Below are 18,479 nucleotides of genomic sequence, written 5' to 3' on the forward strand. Positions count from 1 at the left end.
ATAGCTATTTCGGGCGCAGATTAGATGTGGTTGTGCTTATTTGGCGAAATAAATAAAAGTTAAAATATATTTATTAAGCGTGCAAATAGCTTAGCCTCAGTAAAGCTACACGGATAAAAAATGCTTTGATAGTGATGCAAGTTAATAAACCAATAAAGACAGTACATTAAGTGTTTGCAAAAATTAGAGCAATAGCACTTTAGACCTGTTCGTTGGCCTACTTACTGCGCTGAAATTAGCGGAGGAAGATAAAGGAGTGATCGAAATAGTCACGTTGACTGGGCATCATGATATGCCGTGTGCGCCGGATATGCGCCATTATTTTAGATTTCCTCTTCATATACGACTCCATTATGACTTAGAGAAAATAGTTAGGTTTTATTACGGAGTGAAGTTTATATGTCAGTTATAAATAAAATCATGACCTATGTCTTACTTTTTAATAGTCAGCACTTTGATTTAACTTATTTATCATTATTAGATTGAGTCAATCATACTTAAGTATCGTTATCTCAATTATGAAAGTAAATATTGCCAGCATTATTTAAATGATACTATTTGCATAAAATATCTTATTATTTTTTTCTAATCTTAATTAAAGGGCTGTGGTAATAAGTATCTTAGTTTATACCGCATGACGCACTTGCATGGTTATGCATAAATTCGCTTTACAAAACTGCCTGCATGCTCAAGGATTGCAAAAATGACAGTTTTATTCTCATATTTGAGCATTTTGGGCAGAAAGTTGCCGTTTTAGGGCAGATGTTATCTTTTAGATTGACGTAGATTGGTCAGGTCGAAACATCAATAGGAGATAGACATGAATAAATGGTGGCTAGGGGCGAGTTTAGTGTTGGGCTTATTTGGACAGGCACATGCTATGACGTTAACGAGCAAAGATATGAGCGAGGGCAATAAATTCACATCGCAATTAGTATTTAATGGTTTCGGTTGCCAAGGTGAGAACATTTCGCCACAACTGACTTGGACTGAAGTACCTGCGGGGACGAAAGCGTTTGCGGTGACGGTTTATGATCCTGATGCACCAACGGGCAGTGGTTGGTGGCACTGGGCCGTATATAACTTACCCGCAGCACAAACATCATTGGCGCAAGGTGCTGGTTCGCATGCTAATGCCCTGCCCAAAGGTGCTATCGCCTTGAAAAATGACTTCGGCACCACTGACTTTGGTGGCGCTTGTCCGCCAGAAGGGCATGGCGTACACAGGTATGAATTTACTGTGTGGGCATTGCCTAGTGCATTAGAGCTGCCAAAGGACGCTAGCCCTGCATTATTAGGTTTTATGCTCAGAGCACAAGCCTTAGGTAGCGCCAAGTTGACCGCGGTATATAACCGATAATCCACTGATAATTAGGCTGGTGTCATGATCCGTTTGTTTGAATATGATTCGAAGCAGGCACAATCTTTATCTCAAGTACCTGTGCACCAGCCGTCGATTATTCGAGTTATTCATGGGGAAAAGTCTTTACTTTGGCAAGACGAATCCGTTTTGGTGGGCCAAGGTCAGTTACTGTTAATTCCTGCCGGGTCGCATATCAGCTTTGTGAATCGGCCTTTTCTTGGGCGCTATCGGGCAGTGCAGTTATTGCTCCCTCACGATTTACCCCAAGGCATTTTACTGAACACTGCCGATTGGCGTGACCCCATGCCAGTCCAAAACGTATCGCGCGCGGTGGACTTAGCTTGGAATGCATTATTGCAGAGTTTGAGCTTGTCTCTGACGGATTCTGTTCAGCTGCATTATCTGGCCGCGTTACTGCTCAGTTTGCCGGATAAACGCAGTGTGAACTGGTTGTATGGTCACACGCAGCGCAGCGTGACTCAAGCTGCCTTAGCCTTGATGAGCGTGAGTCCTTCGGCACTATGGCAGCAGGAGGAGATAGCTGACAAGTTACACATGAGTACAGCTAGCCTTAGGCGTAAATTGGCGCTAGAAGATACCAGTTTTAGGCAATTATTAGTCGAAGTCCGGCTGAGCCATGGTTTGGCCATGCTGCAAAACTCAGGCGAACCATTACTGCAAGTCGCTTTAGCTTGTGGTTATCAATCTGCGGAAAAGTTTTCCTTACGTTTTAAGCAACAATTTGGCCTGACCCCTGCGGCTTATCGTCGTACACTGTAAATAAGGAGTGGATTGAAACTTAAATAATCTTAAACTGCAGGAGAGATATGATGGCGGATGAGCAATTTACCGACAGCGGATTTTGGAACAAGATTAAACTCTTTAGTCGTCAGGCGGGCAGGGAAGTGATCGAGCGTGCTCTGTGGCTTTATTATGCGTCGCAGCAGCCGAATACGCCTAAATGGGCTAAATCAGTTATTTTTGGTGCTCTGGCATATTTTATTTCGCCCTTAGATGCCATTCCTGACTTGACGCCTTTAGTTGGCTTTACTGACGATTTAGGGGCTCTTGCCGCGGCGCTAACTATGGTGAGCTTATACATTGACGATGAGGTTAAATCTCGCGCGGCGGATAAGCTCGCACTGTGGTTTGGAGATAAACCGAATGAACCTAAGGTTTAAGCATCCTGCGTATGCCATGATTTAATCACGGTGGAATAATGCTAAAAATATGATTTTATTCGGACTCCAAGCGCTGGCTTGTACTTAAAATGGCTAGAGTAAATATATTTTTTTACAAACGTTTCACTATTGCTTGATTGCGCTATATGCTAGCGCTGTTTTGTGAACCCCTCGTGTTGGTTTAGGCTGATAAATGAAAAATATTATGGTGGTGATCCTATGGTTTTTAGGTGTTTCTGCCACTACTCCTGCGTTTGCCGATGAAGCATCTCCGGAACAACTCGCCCGTCTTTACCTCGATTTTATGGCACAAAATAGTCGCCAGAGTGAAGCCTTATGGCCGGGATTTCGTCTTGAAGATAAAGTACACCTTTTCAGTTATGGTGGTAACGTTTGGCTACGTCAACCCGGAGGCGAGGTTATTCAAGACAATAGTGTCTTAGAATCCGTGAACCTGCATTCGGGTCTGTCAGTCAACTTTGGCTTTCCGCAGTATCAAGGTCAGCCCGGTGTATTAATCCAGCTTGAGGCGCCGAATATTCAATTTAACGCCGACACTAAATCTACAGACCTCACTTTTCTAATCTGGGCGGGTAACGCCTTGCATGAAGCTTTTCATTTTTATGCACAATCCGAATGGCGGGTATTAGAAGATAGCCGCCATTATGAAGGTGAAGTTTTTCCTCTCAACTTCGATGCTCGTTATTATCGTTTAGAGTTATTTGACGCCTTAATGGCGGCATTAGCAGAACCTGAGCAGCAGTCTTTGTTTTTAGGTCATGCCGCCTATTGGTTGCAGCAGTGGCGCCAAGTGGCACCCAATGAAGACCGCGTAAGCTATATCAATGATTTAATAGAAGGTAGTGCCAAATATGTTGAGTTAGTTGCTGGCGCTCGTTTATTAAGCCGAAATCAAACCTTACTCGGTTATCAACAAATACTGACTCAATATGTGCATGACTATTATCAACAACAGGTAATGTGGGGTGGCTGGACTGCTGAGGCAGAAAATATAGGCGCTCTGGCAGGCATATTGTTGGATAGCACTCAAGATCCTTACCGATGGAAAGAGTCGGTCATGTCGGGGATGTTGCCAGTGGATATATTATTAAATCGCATTAAACCGATACAAGCTCCAGAGAAAAAAGATAATAAACAGAAAAAATACTTACAGGATATGTTGGCTTACTATCCCGCCACACAAGAGAAGTTATCTCAGCTGTTACTCAAAGTGCAGGATCCCAAAGTGCCATTATTGGTGATGCCGAGCGTGAGTGATAGCAGCAGTTTTATTGATATCGGTACGGTGCGTTCTGGTTTTTATGTTGTGCCCTATCAAGATGAGATGACGCAAGCCTATTTAGGGATGAGTTCGCAATTTGGTAACTTGTCCGTGAGTGGCAGTCCGTTGCTCGATGTGCCGATGCAGAATTTTTGTGAGGGCATTGAAGCTGCAACTCTGTTACCTTTGGTATTCCCTTTTCAACGAGAGGGTCAGTATCTGGTATTTAATGAAGCAGAAGTCCATGGAACTATTAGGGTTTCTGCGAGTGTTGTTGATGGAAGAACCCTCTACTGTGCGATGAATTAATAATGAGAAAAAATCAGCTCGAATTTACCTACATGCGTGGCATTGCGATTATCTTTATCGTACTTGGCCACAGTATTTATAACTCAGGGGAAGGTTTCCCGTTATTACTGGAGAACTTATTACGAGGAGGCACTGCATTATTCGTGTTTATCTCGGGATACTTTTTCCATCGAATTTTTTATAAGGATTTTGATTACAAGAAGTTCATGAAAAATAAAGTACAAAATGTGCTTTATCCTTTTTTAGTTGTATCTTTTATCGGCCTAGTCTGTCTATGTTTACGCTGGATCTTTATGGAGCACCAGTCGCTCGAACAATTATTGTTGAGTGTTTTTTATACGGTGCGTAATGGTTATATCCTTTATCCACATTGGTATATTCCATTCATCATGGCGGTATTTTTATTTTCACCGATTTTCTTGTGGTTTATCCGTTGCTCGCAACAGATGCGCTGGACGCTATTTGTACTCAGCTGTGTGGCGGCTATTTTGTTGCATAGGCCGATAGGGAATATCAACTTTATCCACTCTGTGGTGTATTTTATGCCTTTCTATTTGATTGGTATTCTATATTCCCAAGATGAACATCTGCTGAGACGTTTTGGTTCTATTTTCAGTGCATTAGCAGTGATTTTTTTAATCGTCAGCTTAGTCGAGCAGAGTTACGTCGTGCAGCATATTGGTAATTACCATAAAGCACCGTTTGAATATAATGGTATTGATTGGCAGTTTATTCAAAAGCTAAGTTTATGCGTGTTGACACTTAATTTTTGTGAATGGTTATCAGAGCGCAGTCGTTTGCCTTGGTTAGTTGAAATAGCTGAGATGAGTTTTGCGATTTTCTTTATTCACCCGCTCTTCGACATGATGTTTAATGCGACTGCGACCTTAATGCGTTTCCGTTTACCACCTGGGTCTTGGATAACCAGCATACTATTCTCTGCGGCGATTTTTATCTTCTTGATGGTTGGCAGTATTATTACCGCTCGTTTTATCAAGAAGCGTCTCGGTAACCGTTCACGCACGTATATCGGTTGGTAATCTCGCACCTTAATTGCCGACATTTACCCTAACACTAGGGAAAATTCAGTTTGAATTTATTTCCTAGTGTTAGGGTGTTTTTCATCTAAAAAATGGAGAACATGATGAAGTCCAGAATTGCCCTACAGAGCCTCGTGCTCGCCAGTTTATCTTCAATTGCTTTACCATCCATAGCGGCTCAAACTGAGCCTTTATCCACTGAGACTCAGAATACTTTCTTTGCGCAAATCGCCGGCCATTGTGGTCAAGCCTTTGCGGGTAAAGTGGTCTCCGGTAACGCTGTAGACTCAGATTTTAGTGGTAAATCTTTAATTATGCATGTGCGCGAATGCAGCGACACTGAGCTTAAGATCCCGTTCCATGTGGGTGATGACCATTCACGTACTTGGGTGCTGACTAAGGCGCAACAAGGGCTTAAGTTGAAACATGATCATCGCCATCAAGATGGAAGCGAAGACGCTGTGACTATGTATGGCGGTGATACCATCAATGACGGGACATTACTGAAGCAATCTTTTCCTATTGATAAAGACTCAATCGATAATTTTGTTAAAAATGGCTTAACTCAGTCGATCACCAATGTGTGGCATATTGCGATTACGCCAACGACGTTTAGCTACCAGCTCACGCGCGCAAACCGCAATTTTCAAGTCGATTTTGATCTCACTCAGCCAGTTGCCTTGCCGCCAGCACCTTGGGGGCACAAGTAAGTTTAAATTTTTTATAAGATAGACATATAAAAATGGTGAGCCCTGCGGCTCGCCATTTTTTAACAGTTAATACCGTTTATTAGTTTGCTTTAGGCTCGAAACTAAAGGCTTGTCCTGCCAGTGCGGCTTCAAACATTAAGCCGCCTTTAGCTGCGGTAAATACTGCCATGCCATTGATATAAGAGCCTCTGGCTGAGCTATTGCTGCCGGCTTGGCCCGCAGTGGCGGAGTTACCCGTCGTTCCTGCCTGAGCGCTCGCGCCCATATTGATCGCCACCGCTGAAGCTTGGGCATCAAACTCGAAACTGCCACTGGTGAAGTTTTCATACGCTTTAGCATCTTTAAAGAAAATGATTTCGCTATAGGCTTGCCCACCTAGTTGCAAACCGATAGATAATTGAGTCAGGCTGGAGTCACCCATATAAACGCCGCCTTTATAAACGCGACCCTTACCATAGGCTGCACCAATACCAATGCCGCCTTTCCCGACAGTAGGGAACAAAGCGTAGCCATAGGCGGTGTCGAAAAATTTACTGGTTTCTTTCGCTTTTTGAAAATTAACCACAGCCTGCTCGTAGCTTTCGTCTGCTTGTGCGATTGGTGCTGTAAATAAACTCACGATTAGGCATGTTGATGCCGCAATAGCAGTTAAAAATGATTTCATGGTAGTGCCTCTTCAGTCTTTGGTTTTTTCCAGACTAGCCTTTATCGAAATAAATAACAGCCTAAACGACTTGAGTGTCAGCTGAGGTTCAGTATTCGAGTTGCTTGCCACAGAGTCATATTGATGGTGTGTATTGGAGTATAGTTGTACCGATAAGTTCTTAGATCATTAAGAATCTTATTTTTTTTCACTGTCGTCCTGTTGAACTTGGTGTAAAAACTCATACTCCTCAGGGGTGAGGACATTCTGAATCACGTGTGGCTGTAATGGTTGTTTGGCCATGCGACCTTTTAAATAGGCTGAACGGGTGATTTGCTTTAAACCGTATACGGCCAACATATACATGCTGAGCAGTAAAGTGAGCCTTGGTAGTGCATTGGATAGTAAAGATAAATTATCACCAAAATAAAAAGGCAGAATCACTACAAATACACGTATCAGCCAATTTAACAGCATGGCAAGCGTTAACCCTATTAACCAACGAAACCGAATGGTACCGAGTGTCTCTTGGGGTTGTGTGATATTTCTTTGTTTTTGTTTATGCAGGCGAAATAGCATCCATAACGCAATAAAGTAATAGCAGGTTTGTATTGATAACAGTGCGGGGAGCAAGGCGCTCCACTGGTTGATATTCAGTTCTTTAAGGAGCAGAGCGATAGATTGCCATTCGCCTGTTTGATATCCCGTTAATTTTAAAACAATATCGATAATAGCGAAGAGTAAGGTGAGTAATGCTGGCCAGTAATGTTTTGAAAAACCAATAGGTTGACTTATTTGACTTAAACTACTTTTACAGTACAAATACAATAAAGGCATAAGTAAAAAGTAAATCGGACTAATAAGATTAAATAAGAGATGTATCGGGATCGGGGTATTATCGCGGTTAATTAAACCTGTAAGAAAATACAGTGCAATAAGGCTCAAGAAACTAGCCAGCAAACCTTGATGTGTTTCTGCCTGATAAAAATAGCGAATATAAATAGCTAACGCGAGGCAATGTAAGCCTCCAAATAGCGATAACCACCAATAAGCTTGAGCGAAAAAACTATTAAATTCGTTCATATTCGGTACCCAAACAATCTGAAGATGCAGTGGGAATTTTACGCACTTTAGGCTATGCCATTTATTGCTCCTGCATAAATGGCCTTCGCGCTATCCAAGGCGATTGCGGTTATTTTTAACTTAGTGGGCTAAGTTAAAAATAGTCAACACCGCATAAAGTGCGTTAAAGCCCGCCAAGACGGAGCACTTAGGGAACTGTATTAGAGTGTCGTATCAATTAAAAAGGTGGCCGACATTCTGTTATTGACTCGTCTCGGATTTACACACCTTAGGCGCTCTGAAACTCGTATCTTCAGATTGCTTAGGCATACACCTAGAGCCCTGTTATATCAGGGAACTTGGCGTGATAAAAGAATGAGGTTAGTTTTTTTGCTGGATAGCAATGCGCTGGTGGCGATTGGATGCTGCTTCTGGCACTACACTCGGAACAGGCGTGCGTTCGGCAAGTAAGTGTTTGATTGCTCGAATAGGATGTGGCAACAGCATCCGAGGACCAGAGAAAATCATAATCTCTTTAACGATTTGCTTCTGCACAGGTTTGTAGCAATGTACTGGGCATTTATTGCAGGTTGGTTTGCTCTGACCGTAGGGGCAGCGATCTAGGCGAGTTGCGGCATAATCCAATAACTCAATACAATCAGTGCATAGACCGGTTATATTTTGGTTTTGGTGCTTTGCTTTGCAATGTATCTTCACCATCGCAGCTATGGTTTGGTGCTCGTAAAGCAGTTTGCCCGTTAGCAGTTGCGCAGCGTCCATTGGAATACCTTAGTCTATTACTCGGATATCCCATCATAAGCAGTGAAGCCAGTGCTGACAAAACAGAAGTATTAATTTATGAAGGTGCGCACAAAATGAGGCTTTAAATAACCTTAAGTGTTGCACCTAAAATAAGCTTTAGATATGCATCACTTTGTCTGCAGCGAGTGTCCAGCGGGTTAAGTCTTGCAGCGTACCTATGTGCGCACCTTCGATGATCATATCCGCAGTCACACCTCGAGCTTGAGCACAGGTCTTACACAATAAAATAGGGACTTGCTGCGCCAAGAGGATCTCAAACATCTGTTGTAGGTTGTAACTTAAATCAGGTGTGGTTTGATTTTTTAACACCCCAAACACCGCATCAGACATGAGAAACAGCTTAAGATCGACGGCTTGCTCATCTTGATCCTTCAGTGCTAATGCGATGCGTAAGCTATTAAATAGCTTTTCTGTTCCATAGGGTGTGGCGTGGGCGACGATAAGAATACTTTGCATCAGGGCTGTCCTTAATGTGTATTACACAGCGGAATTAGGTTAATAATCTAACCCGGATGTCGCAGTCTAGCGCAATTGGCTATAACTATTTGAGTGCAAGATCGTATAAAAAGGTATAAACACTTGATTTGCACCGACACAATGGACTTTAATAGCGGTTAATCTCTGCTCAATTCTAGGTGAGCACGGTTGTCATTGATACGATTTTAACGGACTTTGGCATACCCATTGGCATCGCTTATGTCGAGAAGCCAGCATCAAAGGTGAACAAGAATGAAAATTTTAATCGTATTCGTACTGATCGCAATCGGTGTGTTTTTATTTCGTCGCACACAACGATTGGCGAAGAAGGAGCAAGAAGCGTTGAAGCCTAAATCGGCGCCGATTACGCCGGTTGTTCCTCGCGAAGAAGCACCGATTTCATCTACAGCAGAGCCCGAGCAAGTTGAGTCTGTGGAGCTAGCCGTAGGGACTCCTGTAGTGGAAGCGGTTATTGAAGTTGAAGCCGAATTGATGCCGCGCGACCCAAAACAGACAGTGAATACTACGCATATTTCGGTCGATATCGACACTGATATTATCGAGGTCGATATTCCTGCGGCACATAACGAAGAGGCGGTGATCATCTTAGGTTCAACATTTGTAGATGACCCATCTGAAGTCGCTGGTGTTGATGTACTTAAGGCTGAAGTTCAGGCTACTGTGCCAGTGATTGGTGCTCAATCGCCCGGCGATTGGGCGAATGTGACCTTGAAACGAGCTTTTGAGGAGTATCAAGCGGCAACCTCAGTAAGCGATCGTTACAGTGCATTACAAAATATGGTGGGTGAGTGCTACAAGCAGCGTAAATCTGCTGATTATCTCAATTATGGTGCTCAGTTGGCACAGGAGTATATTGCATTATTCCAAGCGGTGACTGCTGAGCAAGGTAAAACTGCTGAGCTTAAATCTGCAGGTTTCCTCCACTTGGCGACGCTGCTTAATGATACTCAAGCGTTCGATGCTGCTATTGTCTTATGTCGTAAAGCATTAGAGTTTGGGTTGAGCGATGGCACAGTAACGGGCTTTGAAGGCCGTATTAGTCGAATAGAAAAAGCCCAGACCAAAGCTGCTATGACTTAACATGAATGTAGGGATTAAACCCTTAGGCGAAAAGCGGTTATTTACCTCGTCTAGGCAGTGTAGAATCCTCCTTAACTGATGCGCAAAAGGCGAACCTTAGTTCGCTTTTTTTTATGGGCCTATTTTATGGGCTTAAGTAGGGGAACAATGAAACTACGCTATGTCTTACCGAACGCCTTATTTATGTTTGGAATACTGTTACTCAGTGGCTGTACTAAAACGGCAGAATGGACACTGTTTTATTATCCCGATGCGAGTGCCATTCCGGCGATGCCTTTACAGACCGAAGCGATTAATGGCTACTATGAAACATTAGAGCAATGCCAAAGTAAGGCACACGGCATGCAGCGTTTAAGTCGCTCTGGTGTGAGTGGTTTTGGCCTTGGCGTCTATCAGTGTGGACATTTATGTGAACTTGACGATAAGTCGGTGCTGGTTTGCAAGACCTTGAGCCAATAGGTGGGTGATGATGAAGTTTAAACAGGATTTTTTTACCCAGCTGCCCGAATTTTACTCGCAGGTTTATCCTCAGGGGATCACCAATCCTCAGTGGCTAGCGTGGAGTGATGACGCTGCGCAATTAATTGGCCTAACCCAGCCAACCGATGAGCTATTACTCGGTTTATCTGCTAATGCCGCAATCGATGGCGCGACTTATTACGCCCAAGTGTATAGCGGCCACCAGTTTGGCGGTTATACGCCGCGCTTAGGCGATGGGCGCTCAATTATCTTAGGCGAAGCGGTAGGCCCACATGGTGTGTGGGATGTCGCGCTTAAGGGCGGCGGCCCAACGCCATACTCTCGCCGTGGTGATGGCCGTGCGGTGATGCGCTCAGCGGTGCGCGAGTTTTTAGTCTCAGAAGCGCTATATGCTTTACAAGTTCCCACTACGCGTGCTTTGGCCGTGATTGGTTCTGACTTACCAGTTTGGCGTGAGAGCCAAGAAACCGCAGCGATTACTGTACGTCTAGCTCGTAGTCACATTCGCTTTGGTCATTTTGAGTTTTGTTGCCATAGCGAACGTGGCCGCGCTGATAAACTGATTCAATTACTCAATTTTACGCTCACTCAGCATTATCCTCATTTGAGTTGTGATGCCGCAGGTTATAAAGCGTGGTTTTTACAGGTGGTGCAAGATACGGCCAAAATGATTGCCCATTGGCAAGCGGTAGGTTTTGCCCATGGGGTGATGAACACTGACAATATGTCGATTCTGGGTGACAGTTTTGACTTCGGTCCCTTTGCGTTCCTCGATACATTCCAAGAAGATTTTATCTGTAATCACTCTGATTCAGAGGGGCGTTATGCTTTTGGTCAGCAGCCGGGTGTTGGATTGTGGAACCTACAACGCTTAGCGCAAGCATTGACACCCGTTATCCCGTCCGACGATTTAATTGCCATCCTTAATCAATACCAAGAGGCGCTAGTTCAGCCTTATTTACATTTGATGCGCGCAAAATTAGGTCTGCCAACATTAGTTAAACCAACGCCAGAGCAGGATAAGCAAGACCTTGAGCTTATTGGTCGTTTGACTGTGCTAATGGAGAAAAACCAGCTCGATTACACTCAAACATGGCGTCAATTCGGTAAGGTCGACCCGACCAGTCAACACAGCGGCTTACGGGATAATTTTATCGATGTGGCGCAATTTGATACTTGGTATCAAGCCTATCAACAGCGATTAGGTACAGTGGCTGATGTGGGTGAATGGCAAACTGAGCGTAATGCAGTGAATCCAAAATATATTTTGCGTAACTATTTAGCCCAAGAGGCGATAATTGCTGTGGAAGAGGGTAACCTTGCGCCGTTACATCGGTTGCAGAAAATCTTAAGCCAGCCTTTTGCCGAACACACAGAACATGAAGACTTAGCTAAACGTCCACCGGACTGGGGCCAAGGTTTGATTATGTCATGTAGTAGTTGATTGGATAAAAAACATGAAATTAGCCAGCACTCAGATACAAGCCATTCGCTTAGATAAAGAGGCGTTGAGTTTATCAATTAGCGCCGATATTGATTTTGATCGTTTTGTCGATTTTGCCGAACCACTCGCCGCTATACTCGATTGCACTGTAGGTGAGCGTCAATGGGGCGCCGACAGACATCAATGGGCATTAGCATTTGAAGGGAGCCTGTTATGGCTCAATTATGAGTTTTACGGCAATATTTGCTGGCTTTCAACTGAAAATGAAGCCGATTTTGAGGTGTTAGAATACTTCGCCACTGTGCTTAAACCTCATCTAAGAGTGAACTAATATGAATCAGAATATGACGCCGCCGACGATAACCAATACCAGCGGTGCAGCATTCCATTTCCAAGCGTTAACGCCAGATTTGATCTTAGATGCCATTGAAAGCTTAGGTGTGTATCCTGAAACGGGCTTGCTCGCGCTTAATAGCTATGAGAACCGTGTATATCAGTTTCGTAGTGATGAAGGGTTACGTTATGTGGTGAAGTTTTATCGCCCCGATCGTTGGAGCGACGCACAGATCCAAGAAGAACATGACTATGCGTTAGCGCTCGCTGCTGAGGATATTCCAATGGCGGTGCCTGTGATTATCGAAGGCCGCACGCTGCATAAGTACCAAGGTTTTCGATTTACGCTGTTTCCGTCTTTGGGCGGCCGAGCTTTTGAGGTCGATAATTTAGAACAACTAGAGTCAGTCGGTCGATTTATCGGCCGTATACACCAGTACGCTGCGCAAACCTCGTTTGCAGAGCGTGAACCCTTAAATCCACAGATTTTAGGGGCCGAGCCGCTGGCGTGGTTAAAACAATCTGATCTCGTGCCTAACAGCTTACGTTTACCTTTTTTTACCGTGGTAGAACAAGTGCTAGCTAAGGCGAATGCGATTTGGGATCGACAGGATTTTGCGGCAATTCGTTTGCATGGGGATTTACACCCAGGCAATATCCTGTGGACGCCCGACGGCCCTGGATTTGTCGATTTAGACGATGCGCGTATGGGGCCGGCCATTCAAGATTTATGGATGATGCTAACTGGTGATAGAGCGCAGCAATTAATGCAGCTTGAAATCTTACTCGAGGCCTATGAAGAGTTCTGTGAGTTTGATACTAGGCAACTTGCCTTGATTGAGCCACTGCGGGCGTTGCGTATGGTGCATTATAACGCGTGGATTGGCCGCCGCTGGGATGATCCGGCTTTCCCGATGAACTTCCCTTGGTTTGGGGATGAGAAATATTGGGAACAGCAAATTTTATCATTTAAAGAACAGTTATATGCACTTGGCGAATCTCCTTTGAGTTTAGTGCCTTATTAATGTTCAGTATTTAGCCGTGTACAATGGTCGCAGCGATATTAAATTGAACTCTTAGGCGTGAGTTACACTCAAAAAAGAGAATGTGTTAGTCTCCTGCCTAGTGAACCTATTTATAAGATTGATTTAAGGAATTTTCATGAAAAAAGCATTACTTATGGCTGCGGCCTTGTTACTGGCGCCAATGGCCGTATTCGCTGCAGATTATCAAGAAGGTGTGCATTACACTGTGATTAATGATGGCCCAGCGACGGCAAAACCAGAAATTACTGAGTTTTTTTCCTTCTACTGCCCACACTGTTTTAATTTTGCTAAAACGGTAGTGCCAAAAATTATTGCAGACAAACCTGATGGTGTGGCTTTTAACCAAGCGCACGTTGATTTTATCGGTAAAGAAATGGGCGTAGAAATGTCACGTGCATTTGCAGTAGCACATCAATTAAATGTCGATGATAAAATCGATAATGCACTTTTTTCAGCTATCCATGATAAAAAACAAAATTTTACTAATCGTGATGATATCCGTGCTCTTTTTATCGCTAACGGTGTGGATGGTAAAACCTTCGACGCGGCCGCGGAATCTTTTATGGTGAAAGCGCAAATGGCTAAGATGAAGCGTGATACTGAAAATGCTAAGTTAACCGGCGTACCGGCTTTGGTTGTTAATGGTAAATATCGCGTTGAAACCGGTTCAATCAAATCCTACGATGAGCTATTAGATATCGCTTTCTTTCTAGCGAAGAAATAATGCTGATGACGTTATCATGTCGCCGTTATACGAGCGGGTGATAATCCGTACCCATACAGTTGTTTGTTTAAAGGAGCCTAACGGCTCCTTTTTTATTGCTTGTGACGGCAGTATTAAGTGTTGGCGTGAGTTAGCGACGTCGGGTTAAGCGCTTGAGATTATAGTTTATTGAATATATTGATAAAAAACAGGCAAAAAAAACCGTACTTCTTATAACAGAAAGTACGGACTTGAGCCAAGGGGCTCTTTTTCACCCTGAGTAACATGGTTAATTTAACAGGGCGTCAAAAAATTGGCAAGCGTCATTTTTATGGCTTTTGGTTTTTTTGTGATTGAGTTTAATATTGATAGTTTAACTAAATCAGATGATTGAAGTTTTTGGGTGCTCAAATATGAAAAATAGTCTGTCAACCATGCAACTCAAACAGTAAACCTTATGTCAAAGAGGGGAATCAATAACAACAAGAATGTTTATAGGTGGTCATATGAGAGTTTTCCCCGTTTACGCCCCTAAACTTATCGTTAAGCATGCGCGTATTTTTCTTACTGGTGTTATTTGGGTTAAAGATTTAGGACGACTAGAATTTGAGCGGGGACGGTTTTTACTACCAAGAAAAAGCCTGCCAAAAGTGAAGCAGGCTATTTTAGAGCTGAACGAACTCATTGAAGCGCAGAATTATCAAACCAATTCAATTTAGAGCGGGTTCGATTTAGAACCGGCTCAATTTAAATCTCATTTAGTTAGTATAGATTTCACGCCGCGCAGCTTAGATTTCGCTGTTTAGTAAACCAACAAGACCGGTCACTTTTTCGTTCCAAGAAGTGAGTTCTTCCTGTAATTGTTGGTTTTGCTCATTCAACTGGTGATTGCGTTCATTTAAGGTCGACGCTTTTTGCTTCTCTTCTTCAAGCTCCATTTTTAGAAGCTCGATAGTTTCGAGAGCAGCCTGGATTTTGGTTTCCAGTTTGGACAGTAATTCAAGGCTCATCTGGAGAGTCCTATGGTTTCTGGATGGGACTGTGATTCTAGCAGTGCCTTGAACTTAAGGAATAGCGATTCTTGCCGTTTGGTTAAAAAATAGCCTATTACAGCGTTCTAAATTAAATTTTTTTGCATTTGTTATTAACTCGTTAGTATTCTTGGTTTTATTTTTTATCGGAATGGTCCATGTCGTCTAGTCTGCTCGTCATACTCCCGTTACTGTTGACCTTAATTTTAGCCTTAGTTCTGCGTCGAACACTGGTGGCCTTAGGCGTCGGTATTGTTTCTGGCGCGTTATTGATTGCTCAGTTTGATCTGCTACAAACGGGGCTGTATTTGTTTGATATCGGTGTTAAACAATTTTATGCCCAAGGTGCTTGGCAAACATGGCATCTCAATGTGCTGTTAGCCATGTTGCTGCTCGGTAGCATGACGCAATTGTTAGCGCGTGGTGGTGCTGTTGGTCAGTTTGGTGATTGGTTGTATAGCCGTATTCGCACTGAGCGCCAGGCACGTCTTGGCGTAGTTTTTCTGGGTTGGTTAGTGTTTATCGACGGGATTTTTAGTTGTTTAGCAGTGGGTCATGTTTGCCAGCCTCTGAGCCAGCGTTATGGTATTCGCCATGAGCAGCTTGCTTACTTGGTCGACTCAAATGCTTCGCCCCTGTGTTCGTTACTGCCTTTTTCCAGTTGGGGCCCTTATGTGATGGCGCTTATCGCTGGGATCAGTTTTTTGCCTATGTCGCCGCTGGAAGCGTTTATTGAAGTGGCCTTATTTAACTTTTACGCCATCGTGACCTTAGGTTTGTCTGTACTCGTCGCTTGGTATGGCGTGGGTTTTCGCTCTTTTGTTGCAGCGACTGCGGTGGAATCTTCTAGTACAGTCGAGGCCAAAGGTAATCCTTGGCTACTCGCTATCCCGATGCTGACTCTGTTATTGGCATCTGTGGGCCTAACTTTGTGGTCTGGTGCCGAGCAAGTCTCTACTTGGGACATATCACTCTGGTTGGCTAAGGCCGATATTGGCGCCTCTATGCGCGATGCTTGTTTGTTGGCGACCTTGGTCACTCTGATTATGTTGGGCTTATCTGGTCGACGTTTTACGGCGTTAGTGGGTGATTTGAGTTATGGGGTACGCATGATTGCCTTTGCTATCGCCATTTTACTCTGCACTTGGATGATTGGCGCGGTGATCCAAGATCTTGGCGTGGCGAAATTGTTGGCCACTTGGGCTAAAGCTTACCTGTCGCCAAACTTGCTGGTGGCGGGGATGTTTTTACTCTGCGCGATGATGGCTTTTGCGACGGGATCGAGTTGGGGCACATTTGCCATTATGATCCCTATTGGCGCCGAGATTGCCCATAACTTAGATGCTAATTTATTATTACCGGTATTGAGTGCTGTGATGGCAGGGTCAGTTTTTGGCGATCACTGCTCGCCAATATCAGATACTAGCGTGCTCAGTGCCACCAGTTCAGGTTGCGCTCCCCATGACCATGTCGTGACTCAGTTGCCCTTTGCGTTAATCGCAGCATGCTCGGCCTTGGTTGGATTCCAATTAGTGAATTTAGCTGTGCCAACACCATTGGTGTGGTTGGGCATAGTGAGTTGCGGTATTGGCTTATTTGCTTTGATGGCGCGTTTTTACACGCCTTGGCCTAAGTTAGAATCGCAGACATAACGCCTATTTATCGCTAAAATGGCCGATTCGGTTTAAGCCGAAGCCTTTATTCAAATGTTGTGATTTAAGAGATAAACAATATGAGTATTACCCGTTTAGATGTTGGTGTTCGCATGAGTAGCGTAGTGATCTACCAAGGTGCTGTGTATTTATGTGGCCAAGTGGCGAAAGATAAGTATCAAAATATTACTGAACAAACCGTCACTATGCTCGAGGAAGTGGATACCTTGCTCGCGCAGGCGGGCAGTTCGCGCGAGCATTTACTGTCAGCGACTATTTATTTGAAAGATATGGCAGATTACGATGCGATGAATGCTGTATGGGATGCTTGGGTGCCAACAGGGCATGCGCCTGCCCGAGCTTGCGTACAAGCGGCGATTGCAGAGCCTGAATATTTAGTTGAAATCTCGGTTGTTGCGGCGGTTGCGGAATAAGGAATGTGCGCGAAAGAGCAGAGTATAGTGACGCTGATATGCGTAATACTGGGTTATTACGACGGGTTATTTGTGGTTGAAAATGATGTTGATCCAATGGAATAATATTTTTTTAGCGGTTAGGCCATGAAGCGCATGTGCTTTCCTTGACTTTATTCCAGTCGCTCCCTAGTCTGCTTGTTCAGTAATTAAGGTGGTATGTGATGGAAATAACTTACAATTTAAAATCTGCGTCCGAGCGCCGTACTGAGCAATTTGAGCCCGAGGGAAATGTGGGCTTCGGTAGCCTCAGAACCGATCATATGTTTTTGGTGGATTATAGTGATGGTGAATGGCGCGACCCGCGTATTGTTCCCTATGGTCCATTTGAAATGGCACCGGGTGCAATGGCGTTGCATTATGGCCAGTCAATCTTCGAAGGCGCAAAGGCCTTTATGCACGAAGATGGTGAGATTTACACTTTCCGGATTAATAAAAATGCAGAGCGAATGAATTGCTCCGCTGATATCGTCTGTATTCCTAATATTAACGAACAAATGCAAATGGATGCGATCAATGCGTTGATCGATGTTGACCGTCTGTGGTTCCCAATGCAAGAAGGTGCGTGTCTGTATATTCGGCCCTTTATTTTTGCAACTGAAGACCGTCTATCCGTTAGCCCAAGCTCGCGTTATACCTTCTGTGTGGTGTTAAGCCCCAGTGGTGCTTATTACGCAGCAGGCGTGAACAAAGGCATACGTTTGCTTATCAGTAAAACATTCCATCGGGCCGTATCGGGTGGCACTGGCGCTTCAAAAGCAGCGGGTAACTACGCGGCTTCGTTGCGTGCGGGTAAAGCGGCAGCGCAGTTTGGTGCTTCACAAGTATTGTATTTAGATTCAACTAATCAACAGCTTGAAGAAGCTGGCGCGATGAACCATTTTCATATTCTGAAAGATGGCACAGTCATCATCCCTACCTTCACCGACACGATTTTGAAATCTATTACTTCACAGTCCATCATGGAATTGGGAGAGTTGTTAGGTTGTGAAGTGCGCCAAGAGACGGTCATGCTCGATAAATTTATCGCTGATATTGAATCAGGCGAGATTATCGAAGCGGGAGGTTTTGGTACAGCGGCCGTGGTTTCGGCTGTTGGATCCTATATTTTTGAAGATGGACATATTGTCACTGTGGGCAATGGCGAAGTGGGCGAGCACGTACAACGTATTTATAAATTGTATACCGACATCCAAAAGGGCCACACTCAAGGCCCTGCTGGCTGGGTTAAGCGTGTTGAACGGCAGTTATATTGATGATTAAAGGCTCCTAGGAGCCTTTTTTATTAGCTTGAATTTGAGATAACACATCGCTAGCGTTTAAATAC

Annotated in this window: 22 protein-coding genes; 16 read left to right on the forward strand and 6 right to left on the reverse strand. The window is 44.0% G+C overall.

The window, feature by feature from the left end; genetic code table 11:
- Positions 1-235 precede the first annotated feature (235 nt).
- Positions 236-352, reverse strand: a complete 117-nt coding sequence (speFL, locus tag L2717_RS18245) for a leader peptide SpeFL (protein WP_100199882.1) — start codon at positions 350-352, stop codon at positions 236-238.
- Between the two features lie 468 nt (positions 353-820).
- Between speFL and L2717_RS09730 the strand changes: the two genes are divergently transcribed.
- The 6 genes from L2717_RS09730 (at position 821) to L2717_RS09755 (ending at position 5,885) form a co-directional block, all read left to right on the forward strand.
- On the forward strand, positions 821-1,360 hold the full coding sequence (locus tag L2717_RS09730; RefSeq protein WP_220772124.1) for a YbhB/YbcL family Raf kinase inhibitor-like protein: 540 nt from the start codon (positions 821-823) through the stop codon (positions 1,358-1,360).
- Positions 1,361-1,384: 24 nt separating this feature from the next.
- A complete protein-coding gene (locus L2717_RS09735; protein ID WP_220772126.1) occupies positions 1,385-2,143 on the forward strand; it encodes a helix-turn-helix transcriptional regulator in 759 nt (252 codons plus the stop codon).
- 50 nt (positions 2,144-2,193) lie between these two features.
- Positions 2,194-2,544: a YkvA family protein gene (locus L2717_RS09740; protein ID WP_220772206.1), complete on the forward strand. Its 351-nt coding sequence runs from the start codon at positions 2,194-2,196 to the stop codon at positions 2,542-2,544.
- 193 nt (positions 2,545-2,737) lie between these two features.
- Positions 2,738-4,135: a hypothetical protein gene (locus L2717_RS09745; RefSeq protein WP_220772128.1), complete on the forward strand. Its 1,398-nt coding sequence runs from the start codon at positions 2,738-2,740 to the stop codon at positions 4,133-4,135.
- A 2-nt stretch (positions 4,136-4,137) separates the two neighbouring features.
- Positions 4,138-5,175, forward strand: coding sequence for an acyltransferase family protein (locus tag L2717_RS09750; RefSeq protein WP_220772130.1), 1,038 nt, complete (start codon positions 4,138-4,140; stop codon positions 5,173-5,175).
- A 104-nt stretch (positions 5,176-5,279) separates the two neighbouring features.
- Complete coding sequence (locus L2717_RS09755) at positions 5,280-5,885, forward strand: hypothetical protein (RefSeq protein ID WP_220772208.1); 606 nt, start codon at positions 5,280-5,282, stop codon at positions 5,883-5,885.
- 79 nt (positions 5,886-5,964) lie between these two features.
- Here the strand turns inward: L2717_RS09755 and L2717_RS09760 are convergent, their stop codons facing one another.
- The 4 genes from L2717_RS09760 to L2717_RS09775 all read right to left on the reverse strand — a co-directional run bounded on the left by L2717_RS09760 (position 5,965) and on the right by L2717_RS09775 (position 8,868).
- The gene (locus L2717_RS09760) at positions 5,965-6,549 is read right to left on the reverse strand and encodes a YSC84-related protein (RefSeq protein WP_220772132.1); all 585 of its coding nucleotides are present in this window, start codon (positions 6,547-6,549) and stop codon (positions 5,965-5,967) included.
- Between the two features lie 177 nt (positions 6,550-6,726).
- A complete protein-coding gene (locus L2717_RS09765) occupies positions 6,727-7,611 on the reverse strand; it encodes a hypothetical protein (protein ID WP_220772134.1) in 885 nt (294 codons plus the stop codon).
- A gap of 360 nt (positions 7,612-7,971) precedes the next feature.
- The gene (locus tag L2717_RS09770) at positions 7,972-8,370 is read right to left on the reverse strand and encodes a nitrous oxide-stimulated promoter family protein (RefSeq protein WP_220772136.1); all 399 of its coding nucleotides are present in this window, start codon (positions 8,368-8,370) and stop codon (positions 7,972-7,974) included.
- A gap of 138 nt (positions 8,371-8,508) precedes the next feature.
- Positions 8,509-8,868, reverse strand: a complete 360-nt coding sequence (locus tag L2717_RS09775) for a DsrE/DsrF/TusD sulfur relay family protein (protein ID WP_220772138.1) — start codon at positions 8,866-8,868, stop codon at positions 8,509-8,511.
- Positions 8,869-9,141: 273 nt separating this feature from the next.
- Between L2717_RS09775 and L2717_RS09780 the strand changes: the two genes are divergently transcribed.
- The 7 genes from L2717_RS09780 (at position 9,142) to L2717_RS09810 (ending at position 14,715) form a co-directional block, all read left to right on the forward strand.
- Positions 9,142-9,990 (forward strand): hypothetical protein, encoded by an 849-nt coding sequence (locus L2717_RS09780; RefSeq protein ID WP_220772139.1) that lies wholly within the window; start codon positions 9,142-9,144, stop codon positions 9,988-9,990.
- A gap of 147 nt (positions 9,991-10,137) precedes the next feature.
- Positions 10,138-10,449 carry a hypothetical protein gene (locus tag L2717_RS09785; protein ID WP_220772141.1) on the forward strand — a complete coding sequence of 104 codons (312 nt, stop codon included), beginning with the start codon at positions 10,138-10,140 and terminating at the stop codon, positions 10,447-10,449.
- Between the two features lie 10 nt (positions 10,450-10,459).
- A complete protein-coding gene (locus tag L2717_RS09790; RefSeq protein WP_220772210.1) occupies positions 10,460-11,914 on the forward strand; it encodes a protein adenylyltransferase SelO in 1,455 nt (484 codons plus the stop codon).
- A 13-nt stretch (positions 11,915-11,927) separates the two neighbouring features.
- Positions 11,928-12,245 carry a DUF3630 family protein gene (locus tag L2717_RS09795; protein ID WP_220772142.1) on the forward strand — a complete coding sequence of 106 codons (318 nt, stop codon included), beginning with the start codon at positions 11,928-11,930 and terminating at the stop codon, positions 12,243-12,245.
- 1 nt (position 12,246) lies between these two features.
- Complete coding sequence (locus L2717_RS09800) at positions 12,247-13,272, forward strand: serine/threonine protein kinase (protein WP_220772144.1); 1,026 nt, start codon at positions 12,247-12,249, stop codon at positions 13,270-13,272.
- Positions 13,273-13,408: 136 nt separating this feature from the next.
- Positions 13,409-14,017: a thiol:disulfide interchange protein DsbA/DsbL gene (locus tag L2717_RS09805; RefSeq protein WP_220772146.1), complete on the forward strand. Its 609-nt coding sequence runs from the start codon at positions 13,409-13,411 to the stop codon at positions 14,015-14,017.
- Positions 14,018-14,502: 485 nt separating this feature from the next.
- Complete coding sequence (locus L2717_RS09810; protein ID WP_220772211.1) at positions 14,503-14,715, forward strand: DUF1107 domain-containing protein; 213 nt, start codon at positions 14,503-14,505, stop codon at positions 14,713-14,715.
- A 69-nt stretch (positions 14,716-14,784) separates the two neighbouring features.
- Here the strand turns inward: L2717_RS09810 and L2717_RS09815 are convergent, their stop codons facing one another.
- Positions 14,785-15,006, reverse strand: coding sequence for a cell division protein ZapB (locus tag L2717_RS09815; protein ID WP_220772148.1), 222 nt, complete (start codon positions 15,004-15,006; stop codon positions 14,785-14,787).
- A gap of 179 nt (positions 15,007-15,185) precedes the next feature.
- Here L2717_RS09815 and L2717_RS09820 point away from each other — a divergent pair, with 179 nt between their 5' ends.
- From L2717_RS09820 to L2717_RS09830, 3 genes are all read left to right on the forward strand, one after another.
- Positions 15,186-16,679, forward strand: coding sequence for a Na+/H+ antiporter NhaC family protein (locus L2717_RS09820; RefSeq protein ID WP_220772150.1), 1,494 nt, complete (start codon positions 15,186-15,188; stop codon positions 16,677-16,679).
- A gap of 80 nt (positions 16,680-16,759) precedes the next feature.
- Positions 16,760-17,113 (forward strand): RidA family protein, encoded by a 354-nt coding sequence (locus tag L2717_RS09825; protein ID WP_220772152.1) that lies wholly within the window; start codon positions 16,760-16,762, stop codon positions 17,111-17,113.
- A gap of 203 nt (positions 17,114-17,316) precedes the next feature.
- A complete protein-coding gene (locus L2717_RS09830) occupies positions 17,317-18,408 on the forward strand; it encodes a branched-chain amino acid aminotransferase (protein ID WP_220772154.1) in 1,092 nt (363 codons plus the stop codon).
- Positions 18,409-18,479: the final 71 nt, after the last annotated feature.

The organism is Shewanella glacialipiscicola (genome assembly GCF_023283485.1).
Taxonomy (GTDB): Bacteria; Pseudomonadota; Gammaproteobacteria; order Enterobacterales; family Shewanellaceae; genus Shewanella; species Shewanella glacialipiscicola.

Coding starts and splice junctions, on each gene's coding strand:
- L2717_RS09770 (WP_220772136.1), bottom strand. CDS start 8,370: ATGGACGCTGCGCAACTGCTAACGGGCAAACTGCTTTACGAGCACCAA.
- L2717_RS09745 (WP_220772128.1), top strand. CDS start 2,738: ATGAAAAATATTATGGTGGTGATCCTATGGTTTTTAGGTGTTTCTGCC.
- L2717_RS09780 (WP_220772139.1), top strand. CDS start 9,142: ATGAAAATTTTAATCGTATTCGTACTGATCGCAATCGGTGTGTTTTTA.
- L2717_RS09805 (WP_220772146.1), top strand. CDS start 13,409: ATGAAAAAAGCATTACTTATGGCTGCGGCCTTGTTACTGGCGCCAATG.
- L2717_RS09810 (WP_220772211.1), top strand. CDS start 14,503: ATGAGAGTTTTCCCCGTTTACGCCCCTAAACTTATCGTTAAGCATGCG.
- L2717_RS09785 (WP_220772141.1), top strand. CDS start 10,138: ATGAAACTACGCTATGTCTTACCGAACGCCTTATTTATGTTTGGAATA.
- speFL (WP_100199882.1), bottom strand. CDS start 352: ATGGAGTCGTATATGAAGAGGAAATCTAAAATAATGGCGCATATCCGG.
- L2717_RS09775 (WP_220772138.1), bottom strand. CDS start 8,868: ATGCAAAGTATTCTTATCGTCGCCCACGCCACACCCTATGGAACAGAA.
- L2717_RS09815 (WP_220772148.1), bottom strand. CDS start 15,006: ATGAGCCTTGAATTACTGTCCAAACTGGAAACCAAAATCCAGGCTGCT.
- L2717_RS09830 (WP_220772154.1), top strand. CDS start 17,317: ATGGAAATAACTTACAATTTAAAATCTGCGTCCGAGCGCCGTACTGAG.
- L2717_RS09740 (WP_220772206.1), top strand. CDS start 2,194: ATGGCGGATGAGCAATTTACCGACAGCGGATTTTGGAACAAGATTAAA.
- L2717_RS09820 (WP_220772150.1), top strand. CDS start 15,186: ATGTCGTCTAGTCTGCTCGTCATACTCCCGTTACTGTTGACCTTAATT.
- L2717_RS09790 (WP_220772210.1), top strand. CDS start 10,460: ATGAAGTTTAAACAGGATTTTTTTACCCAGCTGCCCGAATTTTACTCG.
- L2717_RS09765 (WP_220772134.1), bottom strand. CDS start 7,611: ATGAACGAATTTAATAGTTTTTTCGCTCAAGCTTATTGGTGGTTATCG.
- L2717_RS09800 (WP_220772144.1), top strand. CDS start 12,247: ATGAATCAGAATATGACGCCGCCGACGATAACCAATACCAGCGGTGCA.
- L2717_RS09795 (WP_220772142.1), top strand. CDS start 11,928: ATGAAATTAGCCAGCACTCAGATACAAGCCATTCGCTTAGATAAAGAG.
- L2717_RS09825 (WP_220772152.1), top strand. CDS start 16,760: ATGAGTATTACCCGTTTAGATGTTGGTGTTCGCATGAGTAGCGTAGTG.
- L2717_RS09735 (WP_220772126.1), top strand. CDS start 1,385: ATGATCCGTTTGTTTGAATATGATTCGAAGCAGGCACAATCTTTATCT.
- L2717_RS09730 (WP_220772124.1), top strand. CDS start 821: ATGAATAAATGGTGGCTAGGGGCGAGTTTAGTGTTGGGCTTATTTGGA.
- L2717_RS09750 (WP_220772130.1), top strand. CDS start 4,138: ATGAGAAAAAATCAGCTCGAATTTACCTACATGCGTGGCATTGCGATT.
- L2717_RS09760 (WP_220772132.1), bottom strand. CDS start 6,549: ATGAAATCATTTTTAACTGCTATTGCGGCATCAACATGCCTAATCGTG.
- L2717_RS09755 (WP_220772208.1), top strand. CDS start 5,280: ATGAAGTCCAGAATTGCCCTACAGAGCCTCGTGCTCGCCAGTTTATCT.